Origin of the sequence: Aurantimonas sp. Leaf443 (genome assembly GCF_001425575.1) — a bacterium.
In the GTDB taxonomy this organism is placed as follows: Bacteria; Pseudomonadota; Alphaproteobacteria; order Rhizobiales; family Rhizobiaceae; genus Leaf443.
In genome coordinates this window covers 499726-518207 of record NZ_LMRD01000006.1, presented here as the reverse complement: position 1 = coordinate 518207, position 18482 = coordinate 499726, and the positions used below count along the sequence as shown (strand labels likewise).

The 18482-nt window shown below is 70.4% G+C and carries 20 protein-coding genes and 1 tRNA gene; 8 read left to right on the top strand and 13 right to left on the bottom strand.

Annotated elements, in window-relative coordinates:
- Window positions 1–35: 35 nt before the first annotated feature.
- On the top strand, window positions 36–1394 hold the full coding sequence (locus ASG48_RS07100; protein ID WP_055847213.1) for an adenylate/guanylate cyclase domain-containing protein: 1359 nt from the start codon (window positions 36–38) through the stop codon (window positions 1392–1394).
- Window positions 1395–1396: 2 nt separating this feature from the next.
- Here ASG48_RS07100 and ASG48_RS07095 read toward each other — a convergent pair whose 3' ends face one another.
- The 13 genes from ASG48_RS07095 to ASG48_RS07035 all read right to left on the bottom strand — a co-directional run bounded on the left by ASG48_RS07095 (window position 1397) and on the right by ASG48_RS07035 (window position 12169).
- Window positions 1397–2254 (bottom strand): GNAT family N-acetyltransferase, encoded by an 858-nt coding sequence (locus ASG48_RS07095; RefSeq protein ID WP_055847211.1) that lies wholly within the window; start codon window positions 2252–2254, stop codon window positions 1397–1399.
- A complete protein-coding gene (locus ASG48_RS07090; protein WP_055847207.1) occupies window positions 2251–3024 on the bottom strand; it encodes a polysaccharide deacetylase family protein in 774 nt (257 codons plus the stop codon). The genes ASG48_RS07095 and ASG48_RS07090 overlap by 4 nt, the downstream gene beginning before the upstream one ends.
- A gap of 92 nt (window positions 3025–3116) precedes the next feature.
- Window positions 3117–3192: transfer RNA gene (locus tag ASG48_RS07085), tRNA-Phe, on the bottom strand.
- A gap of 172 nt (window positions 3193–3364) precedes the next feature.
- Complete coding sequence (locus ASG48_RS07080) at window positions 3365–3730, bottom strand: hypothetical protein (RefSeq protein WP_156381489.1); 366 nt, start codon at window positions 3728–3730, stop codon at window positions 3365–3367.
- The gene (locus tag ASG48_RS07075; protein WP_244486796.1) at window positions 3714–4166 is read right to left on the bottom strand and encodes a chemotaxis protein CheD; all 453 of its coding nucleotides are present in this window, start codon (window positions 4164–4166) and stop codon (window positions 3714–3716) included. Before ASG48_RS07075 ends, ASG48_RS07080 begins: the two co-directional genes overlap by 17 nt.
- A gap of 62 nt (window positions 4167–4228) precedes the next feature.
- On the bottom strand, window positions 4229–4621 hold the full coding sequence (locus ASG48_RS07070; protein WP_055847199.1) for a response regulator: 393 nt from the start codon (window positions 4619–4621) through the stop codon (window positions 4229–4231).
- Window positions 4612–5670, bottom strand: coding sequence for a chemotaxis response regulator protein-glutamate methylesterase (locus ASG48_RS07065; protein ID WP_055847196.1), 1059 nt, complete (start codon window positions 5668–5670; stop codon window positions 4612–4614). Before ASG48_RS07065 ends, ASG48_RS07070 begins: the two co-directional genes overlap by 10 nt.
- Window positions 5667–6530 carry a protein-glutamate O-methyltransferase CheR gene (locus ASG48_RS07060; RefSeq protein ID WP_055847194.1) on the bottom strand — a complete coding sequence of 288 codons (864 nt, stop codon included), beginning with the start codon at window positions 6528–6530 and terminating at the stop codon, window positions 5667–5669. Before ASG48_RS07060 ends, ASG48_RS07065 begins: the two co-directional genes overlap by 4 nt.
- Window positions 6527–6997, bottom strand: coding sequence for a chemotaxis protein CheW (locus ASG48_RS07055; RefSeq protein ID WP_156381488.1), 471 nt, complete (start codon window positions 6995–6997; stop codon window positions 6527–6529). The genes ASG48_RS07060 and ASG48_RS07055 overlap by 4 nt, the downstream gene beginning before the upstream one ends.
- A 4-nt stretch (window positions 6998–7001) precedes the next feature.
- Window positions 7002–9221, bottom strand: a complete 2220-nt coding sequence (locus tag ASG48_RS07050; RefSeq protein ID WP_055847191.1) for a chemotaxis protein CheA — start codon at window positions 9219–9221, stop codon at window positions 7002–7004.
- 7 nt (window positions 9222–9228) lie between these two features.
- Window positions 9229–9597, bottom strand: coding sequence for a response regulator (locus ASG48_RS07045; protein ID WP_055847188.1), 369 nt, complete (start codon window positions 9595–9597; stop codon window positions 9229–9231).
- Entirely contained in the window at window positions 9594–10148 is a 555-nt protein-coding gene (locus ASG48_RS18745) for an STAS domain-containing protein (protein WP_244486795.1), read from the bottom strand. The genes ASG48_RS07045 and ASG48_RS18745 overlap by 4 nt, the downstream gene beginning before the upstream one ends.
- Window positions 10148–12169 carry a methyl-accepting chemotaxis protein gene (locus ASG48_RS07035; RefSeq protein ID WP_055847185.1) on the bottom strand — a complete coding sequence of 674 codons (2022 nt, stop codon included), beginning with the start codon at window positions 12167–12169 and terminating at the stop codon, window positions 10148–10150. Before ASG48_RS07035 ends, ASG48_RS18745 begins: the two co-directional genes overlap by 1 nt.
- Window positions 12170–12478: 309 nt before the next feature.
- Between ASG48_RS07035 and ASG48_RS07030 the strand changes: the two genes are divergently transcribed.
- The 7 genes from ASG48_RS07030 (at window position 12479) to ASG48_RS07005 (ending at window position 18428) form a co-directional block, all read left to right on the top strand.
- Window positions 12479–12751: an STAS domain-containing protein gene (locus ASG48_RS07030; protein ID WP_055847182.1), complete on the top strand. Its 273-nt coding sequence runs from the start codon at window positions 12479–12481 to the stop codon at window positions 12749–12751.
- A gap of 49 nt (window positions 12752–12800) precedes the next feature.
- Window positions 12801–13169: a response regulator gene (locus ASG48_RS07025; RefSeq protein WP_055847179.1), complete on the top strand. Its 369-nt coding sequence runs from the start codon at window positions 12801–12803 to the stop codon at window positions 13167–13169.
- Window positions 13170–13173: 4 nt separating this feature from the next.
- On the top strand, window positions 13174–15222 hold the full coding sequence (locus ASG48_RS07020) for a chemotaxis protein CheA (RefSeq protein WP_055847176.1): 2049 nt from the start codon (window positions 13174–13176) through the stop codon (window positions 15220–15222).
- Window positions 15223–15235: 13 nt separating this feature from the next.
- Window positions 15236–15730, top strand: coding sequence for a chemotaxis protein CheW (locus ASG48_RS07015; protein ID WP_055847174.1), 495 nt, complete (start codon window positions 15236–15238; stop codon window positions 15728–15730).
- 75 nt (window positions 15731–15805) lie between these two features.
- The gene (locus ASG48_RS07010; protein WP_055847171.1) at window positions 15806–17551 is read left to right on the top strand and encodes a methyl-accepting chemotaxis protein; all 1746 of its coding nucleotides are present in this window, start codon (window positions 15806–15808) and stop codon (window positions 17549–17551) included.
- On the top strand, window positions 17548–17898 hold the full coding sequence (locus ASG48_RS19010; RefSeq protein WP_348271121.1) for a hypothetical protein: 351 nt from the start codon (window positions 17548–17550) through the stop codon (window positions 17896–17898). Before ASG48_RS07010 ends, ASG48_RS19010 begins: the two co-directional genes overlap by 4 nt.
- Complete coding sequence (locus ASG48_RS07005) at window positions 17898–18428, top strand: chemotaxis protein CheW (protein WP_055847168.1); 531 nt, start codon at window positions 17898–17900, stop codon at window positions 18426–18428. The genes ASG48_RS19010 and ASG48_RS07005 overlap by 1 nt, the downstream gene beginning before the upstream one ends.
- Window positions 18429–18482 lie beyond the last annotated feature (54 nt).

Sequence of the window (18482 nt, the reverse complement as noted above, 5' to 3'; positions counted from 1 at the left end):
CGGACACCGTCGGCCGCCTCTTTCGGGGGATCGGCTTGAAGCGCCCGTCGCGCCCGCGACTGCGCCCGTTCCTGGAGCAGCGCCGCGAGCGGCGACGGCTGCCCGAGCGCATCGAGGCGGTGGCCGGGCAGTACGAGGCCCGCGGCGAACGCGTGGCGGCCTTCGCGCAGCTCGCCGTGGGGCTCTTCCTGGCGCTGTTCTACGCGCTCGTGCCCGAGCTGCCGGACGGGGCGCGCGGCGGGCCGATGGCGCTCGGCTTCCTCGCCTATCTCGGCTTCACCGCCGCCATCCTCGTCTGGTGCCATTACGGCCGCCTGCCGAAATGGATCGTCGCCCTGTCGATCGTCGTGGATGTCGGCTTCCTCTTCGGCCTGATTCTCTACTTCCCGGTGCTCAACGGCGAGGAGACGGCGCTGGCGCTGAAGGCGCCGGTCTTTCTCTACGTCTTCGTACTGGTCGCGGTGCGCTCGCTGAGGATCGACGCCTACTGGGTGGCGACGACGGGCGTCGTGGCGGCGCTCGGCTGGGGCGCGGTCACGGCCTATGCGGTCGCAAGTTCCAGTCCCGAGACGCTGACCAGCAGCTTCACGGACTACCTCTCCGGCGACCGCATCTTCCTCGGCGCGGAACTCGACAAGGTCGTGGCGCTGCTCGGGCTCACCGCCATCCTCACCATCGGCCTCGTCCGAGCGCGCTCGCTGCTGCTCTCGGCCGTGCGCGACCAGATCGCCCGCGAGGATATCGGCCGCTTCCTGCCAGCGGAGGTGGAGCGGGCGATCATCGAGGCGCCGGCCGAGATCCTCGCCGGCGACGCGGAGGAGCGGGACGCGGCCATCGTCATGCTCGACATCCGCGGCTTCACCGGCTTCGTGGAGCGGGCCGAGCCGCGCGAGGTGGTGGACGTCCTCATCCGCCTGCACGCCCGGCTCGTGCCCATCATCGAGGGCCATGGCGGCATCGTCGACAAGTATCTCGGCGACGGGCTGCTCGCCACGTTCGGCGCGGCGCGCGCCTCGGAAAGCGCGGCCGCGGACGCCGTCGCCGCGCTGGTGGAGATGATCGCCGTCGGGCGCGAATGGACGGCGCGCCGCGCCCAGGACTATCCCGGCCTCTCCCTCAGCCTCAACGGCGCGGTGACGGCGGGGCCGGTCGTCTTCGCCGCGCTCGGCGACGGCCAGCGGCTGGAATACACCGTCATCGGCGACGCGGTGAACCTCGCCGCCAAGCTCGAGAAGCACAACAAGCGCGAGGGCTCGCTCGCCCTCACCACGCAGGCGACGCTCGATCTGGCGACGCGCGCGGGCTACGTGCCGGCGCCGCAGATCGGCGCCCTGCCCGGCCGCCGGGTCGACGGCGTCGCCCTGCCCGTCGACCTCGTCGTCCTGGCCCGGTAGCGTCAGGGCAGCTTCTGGTCGAGCAGCAGCACCTCGCTGTAGAGATGGTCGAAATCGATCGGCCCGCGCGCCGGGCTGCGGTACCAGCGCGCCAGCGGCAGCGACCGCACGAGGCCGGGATCGTCGCCCGCCCGCATGAAGCGGCTGTCGATGGCGAGGACCGCCGGCTCGGCTTTCAGAAGCGCGTCCGCGATCCCCTGCGCGTGCCGCGACAGGAAGGCCGTGTCGCTGGCGAAGAGCACGTCGTGGAAGGCCACCCCCTCGCCCTTCAGCTTGCGCTGCCAGACGAGGTGGCAGGCCCGGCCCTCGGCCTCGAAGAGCCCGTGATGGAGGTTCAGGCCGGCATGGGCGGCGGCGATCCGTCGGCTGCGGGCGTCGAGACGATCGGCGATCGACGCCTCGCCGAACCTGGCTGCGACGCCGGCCCGCCCCGAGCGCGAGAAGAGGCTCTGCGTCTCGTCAAGAATCGAGAATCCGAGGCCGCGGATCTTGCGGCCCGTCGCGCGCCGCGCCGTCATCGTGGCGTAGTGAACGCCCGGATCCGCCATTCCGGCCCGCAGGAGCGCGTCCCCGGTCCCGTCGCCGCGATAGTCGGCGAGGAGATACCAGGAAGAGAGATCGCAGAAGCGCTCGATGCGCCCGTCCGCCAGTGCCCGGTCGCTGAGGATCGTGCCCATATAGCCGACGACCCGGCCGCCATCCTCAACCAGCCAGCCCCGCCCGCCCTCGGCCGGGCGCCAGGGATAGTCGAGGAGGCGTCGCCAGCGCTCGGGCGGAATGCGCGCGTTCATGCGCGCGTGCAGAAGGTCTGCGACGGCTGCGGCATCGCCCGCCTCGGCGGGCCGGACCACGGCGCTCATACGGGCAGTCCGAAGATGTCCCGGGCCTTCCGCCATTCGATGGCGGGATGAGCGGCGAGGACGGGCAGGAGTTCGGCGAGGAAGTCGTTCGTCTCGCCGTCGTGATCGAGATGGTGGGTGAGGAGGCCGAAGGGCTCGCTGCCGTCCACCGCGCCGAGCCGCCGCTCGGCGAGCCGTTCGCACAGGAGCCGGATCAGCTTCGCGCGCCCCGCGAACCGCGCCCCGCCCTTCCAGGTCAGGACGTCGAGATGGGCGTTGACGACGGGCACGGCGCCCGAATGCGGCGCCTCGCGCGGGCCGAAGACCGACACCGCCTCCAGCCCGCTCTGGCGCAACGCCGCGGCGATGCGCGGCTCGATCCGGTTCCAGGGCGGCACCATCGCCGGCAGGAAGCGCGCGCCGAAGAGCTCCGCCAAGCGCTCGCGCCCTTGCGCGAACTCCGCGAGTACGGCCGCCGTCTCGCGCGCGCCGCCGCATTCGACCGCCCGCTCGCCGGGCGCGGCATGGTTGCGGTGGGCGAACCCGTGCTGGAGGACGGTCACGCCCTCCTGCGCGTCCGGCCGCGCCAGACGCTCGGCCAGCGCCGGCCCCGTGCCGGCGGGAATGACGGCGAGCGCCAGCGGCAGAGCGCCGGCGCCGCGCAGCGCCAGAAGGTCGTCGAGCTTCGGGCTCGGCGCCACGGCGTCGTCGTCGCGCCACCAGACGGGCGTGCGGCGCCCGAGGGCCGACCAGCGGTCGAGTTCACGGAAGAGATCGTCGGCGTCCTGCATGGCCCCGCTCTACCCCACCGGCCGCGAAAGGGCAGCGGGGAAATGGACGGACGCGTGCGTCACGAAGAGCATCGGGCGGAGCTTGGGAGGAATGGTGCCCGGAGGTGGATTTGAACCACCGACACTACGATTTTCAGTCGTATGCTCTACCAACTGAGCTATCCGGGCGCCTTGGGCTTCGCGAAGAGCCCGTCGGCGGGGCGCTTCGTTTCTGCGAAAGCTGCGGCCTTATAGGCAGGCCGCTTCGTCCTGTCCAGCCCCCGCGGCGCCGCTCGCGATCCTCACCGCAAGGCTTTGATCGACAAGGCGGATGCAGGCGACGGCGACGGCGGGCGCAGTGTCACAGGAGTTCCATGTCTCCCGAATCGTCGTCGTCGTTGGCGGCCACGGGCACACGGGCGAGCAGACGGTCGCGCAGGGCCGACAGAGGCAGCGCTTCGAGCGTATGGACGAGGCGCAGGGGAAGATCGGTCTCGGCGCGGGTGGAGGCGGCGAGGCTTTCGAGGACGCTGGCGAGCGCCAGGAGATGCTGGCTCGCGATGTCCACCGTCTGGCCGAGGCGCAGGGCCTGCGCGGCGTTCGACCCCGTGGCGAGGTCGTGCAGCGATTCGACGCTGCGCGCCTGCGCGGCCACCTCGTGCGCGAGGCTCAGAAGCAGCGCCTGCATGGTCGGCAGGTCGCCCTGGATCTCAGAAGAACTCGACAAGTCCGGCCTCCTCGGCTGGCGGCGCCACATCGACGACAGGTACGACGCGCTGCACGAATTTCTGCCGTGCCCGGCCCGTTTCCGGCCAGTACTCGACGAGACGCGCGCTGATGCCGCCGACGCTGCCTCCCACCTGCATGATGCCTTCCGTCAGAAGAAAATTCGACGCGAAGATGGCGTTGGCCCGTCCGATATCGCCCATGCCCGGGATCATCGACGAGCCGCCGAACACCTTGGCCTGGAGATTGTCGCGCGTGGCGCCCCGCGCCAGGAGGCCGTTGATGAGCACTTCCATCAGCGAGGCGCCGTAGCGCTCCTGCGAACGGCTGCGCCGCCCGTCGCCCCCGGCGAGCAGGAAATGGTTCATGCCGCCGACCTGGGCGACGGGGTCGTGGATGCAGGCCGCGATGCACGATCCGAGCACGGCGGTCAGCACGGTTCCCGGTCCTTCGCAGAATCGGACCTCGCCTTCCGTGACTCGGATTCGGGCGCCCGGCATCAGGCGAGCTGCCCGATGACCTGTTCGATCGCCTTCTGCAGAGCTTCGGGCTTCACGGGCTTGGGCAGGTAGTTGTTCACGCCGAGCTTGATGGCGGCCTGCAGCACCGCCCGGTCGCTGGACCCGGTCAGGATGATGAAGGGCGTCTTGCGCGTGGCGGGATAGCTGCGGATCGCCTGGAGGAGCTGGAGGCCGTTGATCTTGGGCATGTTGTAGTCCGAGACGACGATATGCGCCGGCGCGGTCATCATCAGCTTCAGGGCCTCCTCGCCGTCCTTGGCGAAGGGAATGTTCTTGATGCCGATCTTGTCCAGGGCGTCGCGCATCAGGAGGCGACTGGTGCTCTGGTCGTCGACGATCAGGATCTTGATGTTCTGTTTTGTTACGGACACGGCGAGGCCTCCGCTCGTTCGAGATTAAAGGCCGCCTGCGCGATGCGCGCGAGCGGCAGCTGGCGTTCGACGGCTCCGAGCTGGAAAGCTGCCTTCGGCATTCCATAGACAAGCGAGGTGGCCTCGTCCTGCCCAATCGTCGCCCCGCCCGCCTTCCGGATGGCGAGAAGTCCCTTGGCGCCGTCCGCTCCCATGCCGGTGAGGACGATGCCGAGGAGTTCGGCCCCGTAGGCGGAGGCGGCCGACGAGAAGAGGACGTCCGCAGCGGGCCGATGACCGCTGACGGGATCGGCGCTGCGTAACATGCAGGCCGGGTGCAGGCCACCGACGAGAAGATGCGACGCACCCGCCGGAGCGATGTAGACGCGCCCCCGTGCCGCCCTCTCTCCGTCCCGCGCCTCTGCTACCTCAGCGGGTGAGATCGCGTCGAGGCGCGCGGCGAATCCCTTGGTGAAGCCGGCCGGCAGATGCTGCACGACGAAGGTCGGCGGGCAGTCCTTCGGCCATTGCGACAGAACCGTCGAGATCGCCTCGATGCCGCCGGTGGACGCGGCGATGACGATCGCCGCCGGACCGCCGGACGCGGCTGTCTCGGCCGCCGGCCGGGCGGCCGCCTGCCGGCTCTCGTTCTGGCGCGCGGCGAGCGCGACGATGGAGCGTTTGGCGCCGGCGGCTTCCTTCACCATCGCCGCAAGCCCGTCGAAGGCCCGCGTGGAAGTGCCGGAAGGCTTGGCGAAACAGTCGTAGGCGCCGATCGAGAGCGCCTCGATCGCGGTCGCTGTGCCCGGTCCGGTGAGCGTCGAGACCATGACGACCGGCATCGGCCGCAGGCGCATGAGATGGGCCAGGAACTCCGTGCCCTGCATGCGCGGCATCTCCACGTCCAGCGTGATGACGTCGGGGTCCAGCCGCTTGATCTCGGCGCGCGCCTCGATCGGATCCTTGGCGAAGCCCACGACCTCGATCTGCGGGTCGGCGCCCAGCGTCTTGGCGATCAGCATCCGCATCGTGGCCGAATCGTCGACCACGAGTGCCCTCACCTTCGTCATCGCTGCAGCCTCGCATAGGTCGTGGCGACGGAGCCGACATGCGCCAGGGCCGAAAGGGCCGCGCCCGTGATGCGCTCCGAATGGCCGGCATAGAGGATGCCGTCCGGCGTCAACTTGCGCGCCAGGCGCGTCCACAGCTGCTCGCGCGTCGGCGCGGCGAAATAGATGGTGACGTTCCGGCAGAAGATGACGTCGAACGCGCCCGACATCGGCCAGTCTTCGAGAAGGTTCAGCTGACGAAAGGAAACGAGGGCGCGCAGGCGGTCGTTCGCGCGGCTGTCGCCGCCGGCCGGCAGGAAATGGCGCGCCCGCGCGTCCGCCGGCACCGGGGCGAGGCACTGGTCGTCGTAGAGGCCGGCCGAGGCGCTGGCGATCACCTCGCGGTCGATGTCGGTCGCCAGGATCTTCACGTCGTAGCGCTCGGCGTCGGGCAGGACGTCGAGGACGGTGAGCCCCATCGAATAGGGCTCGTGGCCGAGCGAACAGCCGGCGGACCACAGACGCACGCGCTCGCCGCGCTTGGCCTTCTGCGCGAGCCGCGGCATCACCTCGTCGCGCAGGTGGTCGAAATGGTGCGGCTCGCGGAAGAAGAACGTGTAGTTCGTCGTCAGCGCCTCGACCATGCGGCGCCCCTCCTCGCCGCTCCGGTCGGCGTCCACGAGGCTGCAATAGTCGTCGAAGGAGCTCAGGCGCAGCTCGCGCAGGCGCTTGATGAGACGGGCATGGACGAAGGCGTCCTTGCCCTCCTCGAGATCGATGCCGGCGGCCTGCGCGAGCATGGCGGCCACGCGCCGGAACTCGGCGACCGAGAGCTTCGGGTCGCCGACCTCCTCCGCGAAGGGTCTGGCCTGGGCGCTCACGCCGCCTGGCCCTTGGCCCTTTCGGGCAGCATGCGCTCGGGCACGACGCGCGCGATCATCCGGTCGCCGATGGAGACGACGGCGGAGATGAAGCTGCGCGCCATCTCGCCGGAGATTTCCGGCGCCACGCTCATCATCTCGGGCGTCACCGAGAAGATGTCGGAGACCGCGTCGACGAGAAGGCCGAACACCTGCCCCTCGACATCGACCACGACGATGACGTGGCGCTTGGTCGGCACCGTTGCGGGAAAGCCGAGGCGCGCGGCGAGGTCGACGACGGGCAGGACGAGGCCGCGCAGGTTCACCACGCCCAGTATGTAGTGCGGCGCGTGCGGGATCGTGGTCGTGGGCATCCAGCCCTTGATCTCGCGCACCAGCGCGATGTCCACGCAGAACTCGCGGTGGCCGATCTGGAAGGCGACCATCTCGACGGAATTGCCGCCGCTCTTCAGGCTCGGTTTCATCATCGCATCACTCCGCCGCAACCGGTTCCCAGCCGAGGACGAACTCGTCGATCGAGCGATCCTCGCACATGCCGTCGACATCGACGATGAGCGCCACGCGCCCCTCGCCCGAGATCGTCGCCGCCGCAATGCCGGGCACGGGCCGGTAGTTCTTCTCGAGACTCTTGATGACGACCTGGCGCTGACCGCGGATGTCGTCGACGAGAAGCGCCACCCGGCGCCCCTTGTCGCCTTCCACGAGGATCGCCACGCCCACCTTCGGATCGATCGGCGCGTCGCGGTAGCCGAGCTTCACGCCGACATCGACGAGCGGCAGCGTGGCGCCGCGGATCTTCACCGCCTGGCCCGCGCCGACATGCAGGAGGTCTTCCGCGCGCGGGCGGAAGGTGACGACGATCGCGGCCAGCGGCACGACGAGCGTCTCCTCCTCCACGCGCACGACCATGCCTTCCAGGACGGCGAGCGTCAGCGGCAGGCTCATGGTGAAGGTCGAGCCGAGGCCCGGCCGCGAGGCGATGGACAGGCGGCCGCCGAGCGCCTCGATGGAGCTCTTCACCACGTCCATGCCGACGCCGCGGCCCGAGACGGAGGAGATCGTCGCCGCCGTCGAGAAGCCCGGCAGCATGATGAGCTGGTCGGTCTCCTCGTCCGTCAGGACCGTGTTCGGGTCGAGCAGACCCTTGTCGATGGCGATCTGGCGCACGCGCGCCCGGTTGATGCCGCCCCCGTCGTCGGAGATCTCGATGATGATGCGGCCCGAGCGGTGGGCGGCGGCGAGCGTCACCGTGCCCTCGGCGGGCTTGCCGGCGGCGATGCGCTTCTCGGTCGATTCCAGCCCGTGATCGATGGCGTTGCGGATCATGTGCGTCAGCGGCTCGCCGAGGCGCTCCACCACCGTCTTGTCCACCTCGGTGTTCTCGCCCTTGGTGACGAAGGCGACCTTCTTGCCGGTGACGGAGGCCACCTCGCGCACGAGGCGCGGCATGCGCTGGAACACGGACTTCACCGGCTGCGCGCGCACGGTCATCACGCTTTCCTGCAGGTCGCGCGTCAGCCGCTCGAGATCCTCCAGGCAGGTCTGCACCTCCGAGCCCATGGGAAGGCCCGCCTCCTCGATCTTCTGCGCCAGGACCGCCCTGCCCGTCACCATCTCGCCGACGAGATCGATCAGACGGTCGACGCGGTTCAGCTCGACGCGGATGACGGCGGCGGCCTCCTCCTTCTTCTCGCCCTTTTCGGCCTTTTCCGGCTTCTCGGCCGGGGCAGCGGGCTCGGCGCTCTGCTTGGGCGCTGCGGGCTCGGGCGCCGTCTCCTCGGGCGCGGCGGGTTCGGCGGGCTCGGCGCCTTCCGGCTCGGCCGATGCCTCGCCGCCGGTCATCTCGGTTTGCAGGCGCGCGAAGAGCGCGGCCACGTCGAAGCCGGTGTCGACGTCGGTGGCCGCCGGCAGGAGGAGTTCGGAGAGGTCGGCAAGGCCCAGGACCTCGACCGTCAGGTCGCAGTCCCATTCGGCGAACTCGAAGATCTCGCGGACCTCCGCCTCGCTCTTGTCGGTCGTCAGTTCCACCGTCCAGGCGAGATAGGCCCCGTCGGGGTCGAGCTCGTCGAGCGCCGGCAGGCCCTCGCGGTCGCAGGTCACGCTCGCCTCGCCGAGCGCCGAGAGCTCGCGCAGGAGGACGGTCGCCTCGTTGGCCTTCTCGTAGAGCTCGGGACGGGGCCGGAAGGTGATCCGGAAGTTCGGGCCGGACGGGCCGGACAGGTCGAGTTCGGACAGGTCGAAGGCGATGGGCTCGAAGACGAGATCGTCGAAGACCTCGCCATTCTCGTCGTCCTCGTCGCCCGGCTCCTTGCCGATCAGGCGCTCCAGTTCGACGATCAGCACCTTGGCGCGCTCGGGATCGACCTCCTCGCCGGACTGGCCGGCGGCCACGAGATCGCTGAGGAGGTCGGCCGAGCGCAGCATCACGCCCATGACCTCCTCGCCCGCTTCCAGGCGCCCGGCCCGCACGGCGTCGAGCGTCGTCTCGAAGACGTGGGCGAATTTCACCAGCGCGTCGAGGCTGAAGGCCCCGGCGCCGCCCTTGATCGAATGCACCGCGCGGAACACGGCATTGACGGTGTCGGCGTCGGTTTCGCCGGCATCCATCCGGGTGAGGCCCGACTCCAGTTCCTGGAGCTGCTCCTCGCATTCCTGGAAGAAGACGACGCGGATTTCGTCGAGAGCGCTCATGGGGTCCTCAGGCGGCGACGCGGTTGATGGCCGCGATGAGGCGCGCGGGGTCGAAGGGCTTGACGATCCAGCCCGTGGCGCCGGCCTTGCGGGCGCGGTCCTTCTTGGCCGGATCGCTCTCGGTCGTCAGCACGATGATCGGCAGCACGCGCAGCGCCGCATCCTTGCGACAGGTCTCGATGAACTCGAGCCCGTCCATGCGCGGCATGTTGATGTCGGTGATGATGACGTCGGGCAGCGGATTGGCCCGCAGCACTTCCAGCCCGTGCACGCCGTCCTCGGCCTGCAGCACGTTGAAGCCCGGCTCCACGAGCGCGGTGCGCAGGAGTTCGCGCATAGTGCGCGAATCGTCCACCGTGAGAATGGTCTTCGTCATGGGGCGGTTTCCGTGGTGAGGAAGTCGTGGACGCCGAGGCCGAGAAGCTGCAGGTCGCGCTCGAACCCGGCGGAGGGCTCGACGAGCGAGAGGGGCTGGCCATCGGCCTGCCAGGTCGCGGCGGCGGAAAGGAGCACCTGCGCGCATTGCCCGCCGATACGCTCGACCTTCGAGGCGTCGATCGTCAGCGGCGATCCGCGCAGGCCGAGGAGCCCGCCGTGCAGGCCGGGCGCGGCGTTGCGGTCGAGAACGGCCGCCAGTTCGATGAGGCCGGGACCTGCGGGCATGCCGGGCTCCGGTGCCTCGGCTGCGGCTGCGGGTTCGGAGGCGTCGGACACCGCGTCCGGGAAGGCCGGCGCTTCGTCCGAGAAGGCGAGCGATTCGGCGAAGGGATCGTGCTCGGCGAAGGGGTCGGCCTCCGCCGCGGCGAGCGCCGGCGGGGCGATCGCGTCCTCAGGGATGGTGATCGCCGCCTTGGCCTTGGCGGTCCTGGGCGCGGCGGGCTTGCGCACGCGCTTCTTCTTCGGGCTTTCGTCGGTGGCGGCGGTCATCAGAACTCCTCCCAGCCGAGATCGGCGTCGGCTACGGGCGCTGCGGCGGCGACGGCGACGGGCGCGGCGGCTGCCCGGGCGACGGGCTGGGGCGCGGGCGCCGCGACCTTCACCGCCGCCGCGCTCGCGGCGCCGCCACCGGCCATGGAACGGCGCGGGGGCGCAGGGACCGGGGCGGGCGCGGTGCGCACCGGCTGCTGATGCATGGCCGCCGACAGGTCGCGCAGGCGGGCGAGCGAGACCTCGTTGCCCTCGGCCGCCTGCCCGTCGAGGCGGAAGGCGGAGATGAGGCGCGAGAGCTCTTCGGTCTCGGTGCGCAGCGAGAGCGTGGCGGCGGTCGTCTCCTCCACCATCGCGGCGTTCTGCTGGGTGACGCGGTCCATCTTGTTGACCGCCTCGTTGACCTCGCCGACGCCGATCGACTGCTCGCGCGCCGAGCTCGCGATCTCCTGGACGAGGCTGTCGATCTGCGTGACCTGCGAGGCGATTCGCGTCAGCACCTCGCCGGCGCGGTTGACGAGCGCGACGCCGGTGCCGACCTGCGAGGTCGAGGCGCCGATGAGGCCCTTGATCTCCTTGGCCGCTTCCGAGGAGCGCTGGGCGAGCGCGCGCACTTCGAGCGCCACCACCGCGAAGCCGCGGCCGGCGTCTCCCGCACGCGCCGCCTCGACGCCCGCGTTCAGCGCCAGGAGGTTCGTCTGGAAGGCGATCTCGTCGATCACGCCGATGATCCGGGCGATCTGCTGGGCCGAGGTCTGGATGGCGTTCATCGCCGAGACCGCCTCGACCATGACCTCGCCCGAGCGCTCCGTGTCCTGCCGTGCGGCCGCGACGGAGGCCGCCACGGAAGCCGCGTTGTCGGCGCTGTGCTTGACGGTCGCGGTGATCTCGTCGAGCGCGGAGGCCGTCTTGTCGAGGCTCGTCGCCTGCTGCTCGGTCCGCTTGGCGAGGTCGTCGGCGGCGTGGCTGATCTCGCCGATGCCGCTGGACAGGCTGCCCACGGCGGCGGCAACGGCGCCGATCGTCGTCTGCAGGCGCCCGACCGCCGTGTTGAACTCCTCGCCGAGGCTGGCATAGCGCCCGGTCAGCGGCGCGTCGATGCGGGTCTCGAGGTCGCCGCGCGACAGGCGGGCGAGAGCGGCCGCCAGAATGTCGAGCGAGCCGTCGTCCTCGACCGCGACCGGCTCCGGCGCGGGGACGGCCACCGGCTCGACCATGGCGACCGGCGCGGGAACCGGAACGGGCGCGGGCACCGGGGCGGGCGCGGCGAAGGGTCGATCGAGGGCGATGCGCACCTTCTCGGCGGCGTGGGCGAGCGCGGCGAGTTCGGCACTCATGCCCTTCGCCGATACCGGCGTCTCCGTGTCGCCCTCGGCCATCGCCTCCATGCGGGCACGCAGGCGCCCGACGGGGGCGACGAGGCGTCCGGCGACGACGACGCCGAGAAGGGCGGCCAGCGCCGCCATGACGGCCGCGCCCTTCGACATGGCGTCGAGCGGGGCCGAAAGAGCGGCCTCGCGCTCGCCGGCGAGAGCCTGGATCTCGCGCTCGCCCTGCCGGCGCAGCAGCGAAAGCCCGCTGGTGATCTGCGCGTCGCCCGTCTCGCTGGCGATTGCGGCGATGGCCGCGGCCCGGGTCTCCTTGGCGCCGAGCGCCGCCAGCGTCTGGCGCAACTCCTGAGCGTAACGCGCCTCGATGCGGACGAGATCGGCGGCGCGGCTGCCGGCGGCGGGCTCGTTCTGCACGCGCACCAGCGCCTTCTGCGCCGCGGCGCCCAGACGGTCGAAGGCCTCGAGATCCACCGGCAGGCCCGAACGCACGGCGTCTGCCACGGCCGCGCGGCGGCGCAGGCCGGCCTCCTCGGCGTCGTTGAGCGCGGCGAGCAGCGAGACCGAAGCGCTCGGCTCGGCCGGCAGGCGCGTCTGCATCAGGCCGAAGGCCGCACCCCCGGCAAGGGAGGCGGCGAGCACGGCAAGGCCAAGCGTCGGGAGATGGGCTTTGAGGGACGTGCCGCTGGGCATTTCGACTCCGGCTCGGTTCGAATTCGGCGCGTCCGCCGGCGGCAGGCCGGCAGGGCGCGAAAGGATCGGAAACTGTGGACCCTCCTGCCGGTCGGCCGGAGTGCGACGGGGTGGCGGCAGGCCGCCCGCCCGGTCTGACGCTGCGGTAGGCCGCAAGGTCGGACAGGCCCTATCAAGCCGCAACGAGGTGAAGAATTTGCCAACGGCGACGGACACTTCCGTTCATTTTCTGGCAGCGAAACCGCTTAAGCTTTGAGAAAGAGCAACAACGTATGGTCGTCGGCATAGAGTTCCGGAAGCGGATGTCCCATGACCGAGACGACCACCCATGCCCTCGAGGGCCCGTCTGGCCTTGCCCAGCGCGAAGCCATGCGGGACGCCCTCCTGCGGATCGCCGAAGCGCCCGGTGCCACCACCGTCGCGCTGGACCTCACCCGCGTCAGCGAGACGGACGCGGCGACGCTGCAACTCCTGATCTCCATGAAGAAGACGCTGGCCGATCAGGGCGTGACCCTGCGCATCGAGCCGTCTCAGGACCTCATCTCCACGGCCGGTCGGGCCGGCTACGAATTCGCCGCCTGATCCAAAGCGCTCCCCCGCGCCGAGACCCAACCTCACGGGAAGTTCCGCAATGTCGAAACGCGTTCTCTGTGTCGACGACTCCGCCTCCATCCGGCAGATGATCGCCTTCACCCTCGAATCCGCCGGCTACGAAGCGTCGACCGCCGTCGACGGCGCCGACGCGCTGCGCACGCTGGAGACGGAAGGCTTCAACCTCATCATCACCGATCTCAACATGCCCAATCTCGACGGCATCGCGATGATCCGCCAGATCCGCGCCCAGCCCAAGCATGCGGGCGTGCCCATCGTGATGCTCACGACCGAGTCGGACGAGACCAAGAAGGCCGAGGGCCGCTCCGCCGGCGCCACCGGCTGGATCGTCAAGCCCTTCGACCAGACGAAGCTCGTCGCGGTCGTCAACAAGCTCATCGGAGCCTGATGCGATGAGCCTCGGCGATGCAGTCGAAACCTTCCTCAACGAAGCGCGCGACCTGCTCGAGCAGCTCGAGGCCGCGCTTCTCGACCTCGAGAGCAAGCCCGACGACCGGGAACTGATCAACACGACCTTCCGCGCGCTTCACACGCTGAAGGGCTCGGGCGGCATGTTCGGTCCGCCCGACATGGCGGCCTTCGCCCACGAGCTGGAGAACGGCTTCGAGCGCATCCGCCAGGGCGAGGTGGCGCTGACGCCCCCGCTCTGCGGCCTCTTCCTCGCCGCCACCGACCAGCTCCGCCGCCTGCTCTTCCAGGCCCAGGACGACAATTCGGCCGAGTCCAAGCGGCTCGTGGCCCGGCTGCAGGCCGAACTCGGCGGCGCGGGCCACGCAGCGCCGGCAGAGGCGGCCCGGTCCGCCGCCGCCGCACCGGCCGCCGACGCCTCCGCCGGCGAGGCCTTCCTCATCACGCTCCGCCTGCCCCCCAGCGCCATGGTGCACGGCACCAACCCGCTCGCGCTCCTCGACGAGCTGCGCGGCCTCGGCGATTGCCATGTGCGCCTGATCGACGATTCGGTGCCGCATCTGCAGGATCTCGATCCCGGCCAGCTGCATCTCGCCTGGGAAGTGGAACTGCGCACCACGCAGGGCCGCGGCGCCATCGACGACGTCTTCATCTTCGTCGACGGTCCGGGCGTCCTGGAAGTCACGCTCCTGGTGGATGCGCCCGCCCTCGCCGAGCCCGAACTCGCGGCCGAGCCCGCCGCTGCAGCGCCCGCCGCTCCCGCGCCCGTCGCGGCCCCTGCCGCCGTCGCGGCCCCGGCGCCCGTCGCCGCGCCCGCCGCTTCGGCGGCGGCCCGCGAGCCGGCCGAGCCGAAAGCCGCCGAGCGCGTGGAAGCCAGCGTTCGCGTCGCCGCCTCGCGCCTCGACATGCTTCTCGACCAGGTCGGCGAGCTCGTCATCGCCCAGGCCCGCCTCTCGGCGCTCGCCCGCAACCGCCACGACCCCGTGCTGACCACGGTCAGCGAGGAGATCGAGCGCCTCGCCGCCGACCTTCGCGACAGCGCGATGGGCATGCGCATGGTGCCGATCGAGCAGCTCTTCGGCCGCTACCGCCGCGTCGTGCGCGATCTCTCGTCGGACCTGCAGAAGGACATCGCCCTCACCTTCTTCGGCGAGGAGACCGAGATCGACAAGACCGTGCTCGACCGGCTCGGCGATCCGCTCGTCCACATCATCCGCAACTCGATCGACCATGGCATCGAATCGGCCGAGCGGCGCCTCGCCGCCGGCAAGCCCAAGCGCGGCTCGCTCGTGCTCGGCGCCCGCCAGTCCGGCACCGAGGTCATCATCTCGATCGAGGACGACGGCGCCGGCCTCAACCGCGCCCGCATCCTGGAAAAGGCCATCGCCAACGGCGTCGTGGCGGCCGACGCGCCGATCACGGACCGCGAGATCGACGAGCTGATCTTCCATCCCGGCCTGTCGACGGCCGCCGCCGTCTCCAACCTGTCGGGCCGCGGCGTCGGCATGGACGTGGTCAAGCGCACGATCCAGGAACTGCACGGCACGATCGAGATCGAGACGCGTCCCGGCCTCGGCACGCGCTTCCAGCTGCGCCTGCCGCTCACGCTCGCCATCATCGACGGGCTCGAGGTCGCCGTCGGGGGCACCCACTGCATCCTGCCGCTGACCTCGGTCGAGGAATGCGTCGAGCTCGCCTCGGTGCAGACCAAGTCCTCCAACGGGCGCAACTTCGTCGACATCCGCGGCACGCTCGTCCCGCTCCTGTGGACGAACGAGGTCTTCGGCACCACGGAACGCGGCGGCATCGTCGTGGTCGTGGAATGCGACACCGGCAAGATCGGCGTCGTCGTCGACCAGGTCGTCGGCCAGCACCAGACGGTCATCAAGCCGCTCTCGCCGCTCCATCGCAAGACGCCGGGCCTCGTGGGCGCGACGATCCTCGGCGACGGTTCGGTCGCTCTCATCCTCGACATCAACCCCCTCGCCCGGCGCGCCTCCCCGCAGCGCGCCGACGCGCGGCAGGCGGCCTAAGGAGGCCCATCCCGTGTCCGCCAATCCAGACGCCGCCGAGACCGCCGAGAGCCAGGCGCTCGCCGCCGAATATCTCACGGTCGCGCTCAACGACGACCTCTTCGCCCTCCCCGTCGGCGTCGTGCGCGAAGTGCTCGACCCGCCGGCGATGACAGCCGTGCCGAACGCGCCCTACTACGCGCCCGGCCTCCTCAACGTGCGCGGCAACGTGGTGCCGCTCGTGGACCTGCGCCTTCGCCTCGGCACCCATGTCTCGGCCGACACGCCGAACACGCGCATCATCGTCTCGGAAGTCGGCGCGGCGGGCGAGACGTTCCTCGTCGCGATGAAGGCGGACGCGGTGATGGAAGTCATCTACGTGCGCCCCGAGGAGGTCGAGGCCATGCCCGACCATGGCTCGAGCTGGCCGTCCGAACTCGTGGACGGCGTCGTGCGCGTCGGAGCCGACTTCGTGGTCCTCCTCAATGTCGCAGCCCTGTTCGAAGCCGATCTCGAAAACGCCGCCTGAGGCGGCGCGAGCGGCCGTTCCCAACCCAGCCGGCGTTCGAAGCGCCGCCCGTATCCTCCCGAAAGCATTGCCTCGATGCGGCTCACGTTGAAGAAGAAGCTCTTCGCCAGCTTTGCCACCATTCTCCTCTGCAGCGGAATGGCCGGTTACTACGGCGTGAGCAGCCTGTCGGCCTCGAACGACTCGATGCAGGAATTCGTCGAACACCCGTTCGAACAGGTGAAGACGAGCCTCGGCGCGGCCGCCGGGGTGCAGGCCCTCGGCCGCCAGCTCAACTGGATGATCCTGACGTCGGACGATCGCGAGATGGCCGACCTGCGCAAGGACATCGAAGCGCGCTCGCAGCAGCTTCTCGCCGTCCTGAAGACCTATCGCGAGGGGCTGACCGCGGAGGAAGTGCAGGCCATCAAGGCTTCCGACGCCGCGATCGAGGGCATGTCCAACTGGATGACCCTCGCGGCCCGGGCGATGGACCTCACACAGGCCAATTCCGACGTCCGCGCGACCGCGATGAATGCCGACCGCATCGCGCCGCTGGCTGCCAAGCTCCTGGCCGATCTGAAGACGCTGCGAAATTCGCCGACCGTGGCCGAGCTTCCCGAGACGGCCCGCCTCGCGCTCGGAAACCTGCGCGCGGAGATCCCGACCCTCGTCGGCATCGTCGGAAACCTCATCCTGGAGACAAGGGACGCGCAGACGACCGCGATGCTGCGCGACTTCGACGCCGAGATCCGGCACGCGGCCGAGGACGTCGCAACCCTCAAGAAGCTGGCGGCGAACACGCCCCATGCCGCCGCCGCGACCGCCATCGCCACCACCTTCTCGGACTTCAACGGCCAGATGCGCCAGGTCAGCATCCTGGCCTCCACCGACAGCAGCGCGAAGGCGCAAGCCATCGTCGCGACCGAGATGCGTCCCCTGCTCCTGTCCGTCTCCGCGTCGATCGAGGACCTCGTCGCCCATGAGAGCGCCGAGGGTGCCGCCTACGCCCAGTCCGTGTCGCAGAGCTTCGGGACGACGCGCGCCATCCTGATCGGCCTCGTGGCCGCGGCCCTCGCCATCGGCGCCGTCGCCGCCTTCGCCCTGTCGCGCAGCCTCTCGTCGGGCATCGCGCTCGCCAAGGCGAACGCGGTCCGGATCGGCACCGGCGACATCTCGCACCGGATCGTCCACAACCGGACGGACGAGATCGGCGAGCTCCTCACCGCCATCTGCCAGATGCGCCTGAAGCTGAACGAGATCATCCTCGACGTCCGCGCCTCCTCCGATCAGGTCGCGTCGGGCTCGAGCCAGTCCTCCTCGACGGCCGAGCAGCTGAGCCAGGGGTCCACCGAGCAGGCGGCGGCCTCCGAGCAGGCTTCCGCCGCGATGGAGGAGATGACCGCCAACATCCGCCAGAACGCCGACAACGCCACGCAGACCGAGAAGATCGCGATGCAGGCGAACGCGAGCGCCGAGCGCTCCTCGGCGGCGGTGATGCAGTCGCTGGAGGCGATGCGCACCATCGCCGACAAGATCCGCGTCGTGCAGGAAATCGCCCGCCAGACCGACCTTCTGGCGCTGAACGCCGCCATCGAGGCCGCGCGCGCCGGCGCCCACGGCAAGGGCTTCGCGGTCGTGGCCTCCGAGGTTCGCAAGCTCGCCGAGCGCAGCCAGGCGGCGGCGACCGAGATCGGCGAACTCTCCAGCGCCACGCCTCGGCCCTCGTGCCGGACATCCAGCGCACGGCCGAGCTCATCTCCGAGATCTCGGCCGCCTGCCGCGAGCAGAATATCGGCGCCGACCAGATCAACCGGGCGATCCAGCAGCTCGATCAGGTGAACCAGGCCAATGCCGGCGCCGCGACGCAGATGTCGGCGACCGCCGAAAAGCTCTCCGGCGAGGCGACCTCGCTGCGCGAGCGCGCCCGCTTCTTCAAGCTGGAAGCCGGGCTCGAACAGATGCCCGCAACGGCGGTCGAGCGGCCGCGCAGTGCCGCGCCCTCCCCGGCCGCGCGCAGCGCGAAGCCGAGGATCGCTGCGGCGGCGGCCCCGACCGAGGTCCGGTCGCAATCGGCTCCGGCATCCGTTCGCCCGGCGCCCGCGCGGCAGGGTCCGGCCCCTTCTTCCACCGGCTTCGACTTAGATCTCACCGGCGATGACAACGGTTTCGAGAGGATGAGCGCATAATGTCTGGCAATCCCGACTTCGATCGCGACAGCGAGCTCGAAGGCCCCGCCCCCGACCGCGAGTTCCTGACCTTCCAGATGGGCACCGCCGCTTTCGCCATCCCCGTGCGCCAGGTGCGCGAAGTGCTCGACTACCGCCCGGTCGAGCCCCTGGCCAATGCCCCGTCGAGCGTCCTCGGCGTCATCGACGTGCGCAACGTCGCCATTCCCGTCATGGACCTGAAATCCAAGCTCGCCATGCCCGACGGCGAGCGGCGCGAGGTCGGCAGCGAGACGCGCATCGTGGTCCTGGAATTCGTCGACGGCGAGCGCCAGCAGACGGTCGCCGTCATCGCGGACGCCGTCCACGAAGTGGCCGATCTCGGCGAAGAGCCGATCGAGGCCGCTCCGGATGTCGGCGAGGCCTGGGACAGCGGCTTCATGAAGGGCCTGGGACGGCGCAAGGGCGCCTTCCTGACCCTTCTGGAGATCGACCGTCTCTTCGACGGCGCCGTCGCCCGCCTCGCCACGAAGGCCGCTCTCGCGGCCTGACAGTCTGAACCACCGCCCGGCCAGGCGCGCCCCTCCGGGCCGAGCCTCCCGCCA

Excerpts from the sequence above, each read along its gene's own strand:
- ASG48_RS07025 (WP_055847179.1), top strand. The coding sequence starts at position 12,801 with ATGTCGAAACGCGTTCTCTGTGTCGACGACTCCGCCTCCATCCGGCAG.
- ASG48_RS07045 (WP_055847188.1), bottom strand. The coding sequence starts at position 9,597 with ATGACGAAGACCATTCTCACGGTGGACGATTCGCGCACTATGCGCGAA.
- ASG48_RS07090 (WP_055847207.1), bottom strand. The coding sequence starts at position 3,024 with ATGCAGGACGCCGACGATCTCTTCCGTGAACTCGACCGCTGGTCGGCC.
- ASG48_RS07055 (WP_156381488.1), bottom strand. The coding sequence starts at position 6,997 with ATGATGAAACCGAGCCTGAAGAGCGGCGGCAATTCCGTCGAGATGGTC.
- ASG48_RS07005 (WP_055847168.1), top strand. The coding sequence starts at position 17,898 with ATGTCTGGCAATCCCGACTTCGATCGCGACAGCGAGCTCGAAGGCCCC.
- ASG48_RS07095 (WP_055847211.1), bottom strand. The coding sequence starts at position 2,254 with ATGAGCGCCGTGGTCCGGCCCGCCGAGGCGGGCGATGCCGCAGCCGTC.
- ASG48_RS07050 (WP_055847191.1), bottom strand. The coding sequence starts at position 9,221 with ATGAGCGCTCTCGACGAAATCCGCGTCGTCTTCTTCCAGGAATGCGAG.
- ASG48_RS07065 (WP_055847196.1), bottom strand. The coding sequence starts at position 5,670 with ATGACGAAGGTGAGGGCACTCGTGGTCGACGATTCGGCCACGATGCGG.
- ASG48_RS07020 (WP_055847176.1), top strand. The coding sequence starts at position 13,174 with ATGAGCCTCGGCGATGCAGTCGAAACCTTCCTCAACGAAGCGCGCGAC.
- ASG48_RS18745 (WP_244486795.1), bottom strand. The coding sequence starts at position 10,148 with ATGACCGCCGCCACCGACGAAAGCCCGAAGAAGAAGCGCGTGCGCAAG.
- ASG48_RS07030 (WP_055847182.1), top strand. The coding sequence starts at position 12,479 with ATGACCGAGACGACCACCCATGCCCTCGAGGGCCCGTCTGGCCTTGCC.
- ASG48_RS07010 (WP_055847171.1), top strand. The coding sequence starts at position 15,806 with ATGCGGCTCACGTTGAAGAAGAAGCTCTTCGCCAGCTTTGCCACCATT.
- ASG48_RS07035 (WP_055847185.1), bottom strand. The coding sequence starts at position 12,169 with ATGCCCAGCGGCACGTCCCTCAAAGCCCATCTCCCGACGCTTGGCCTT.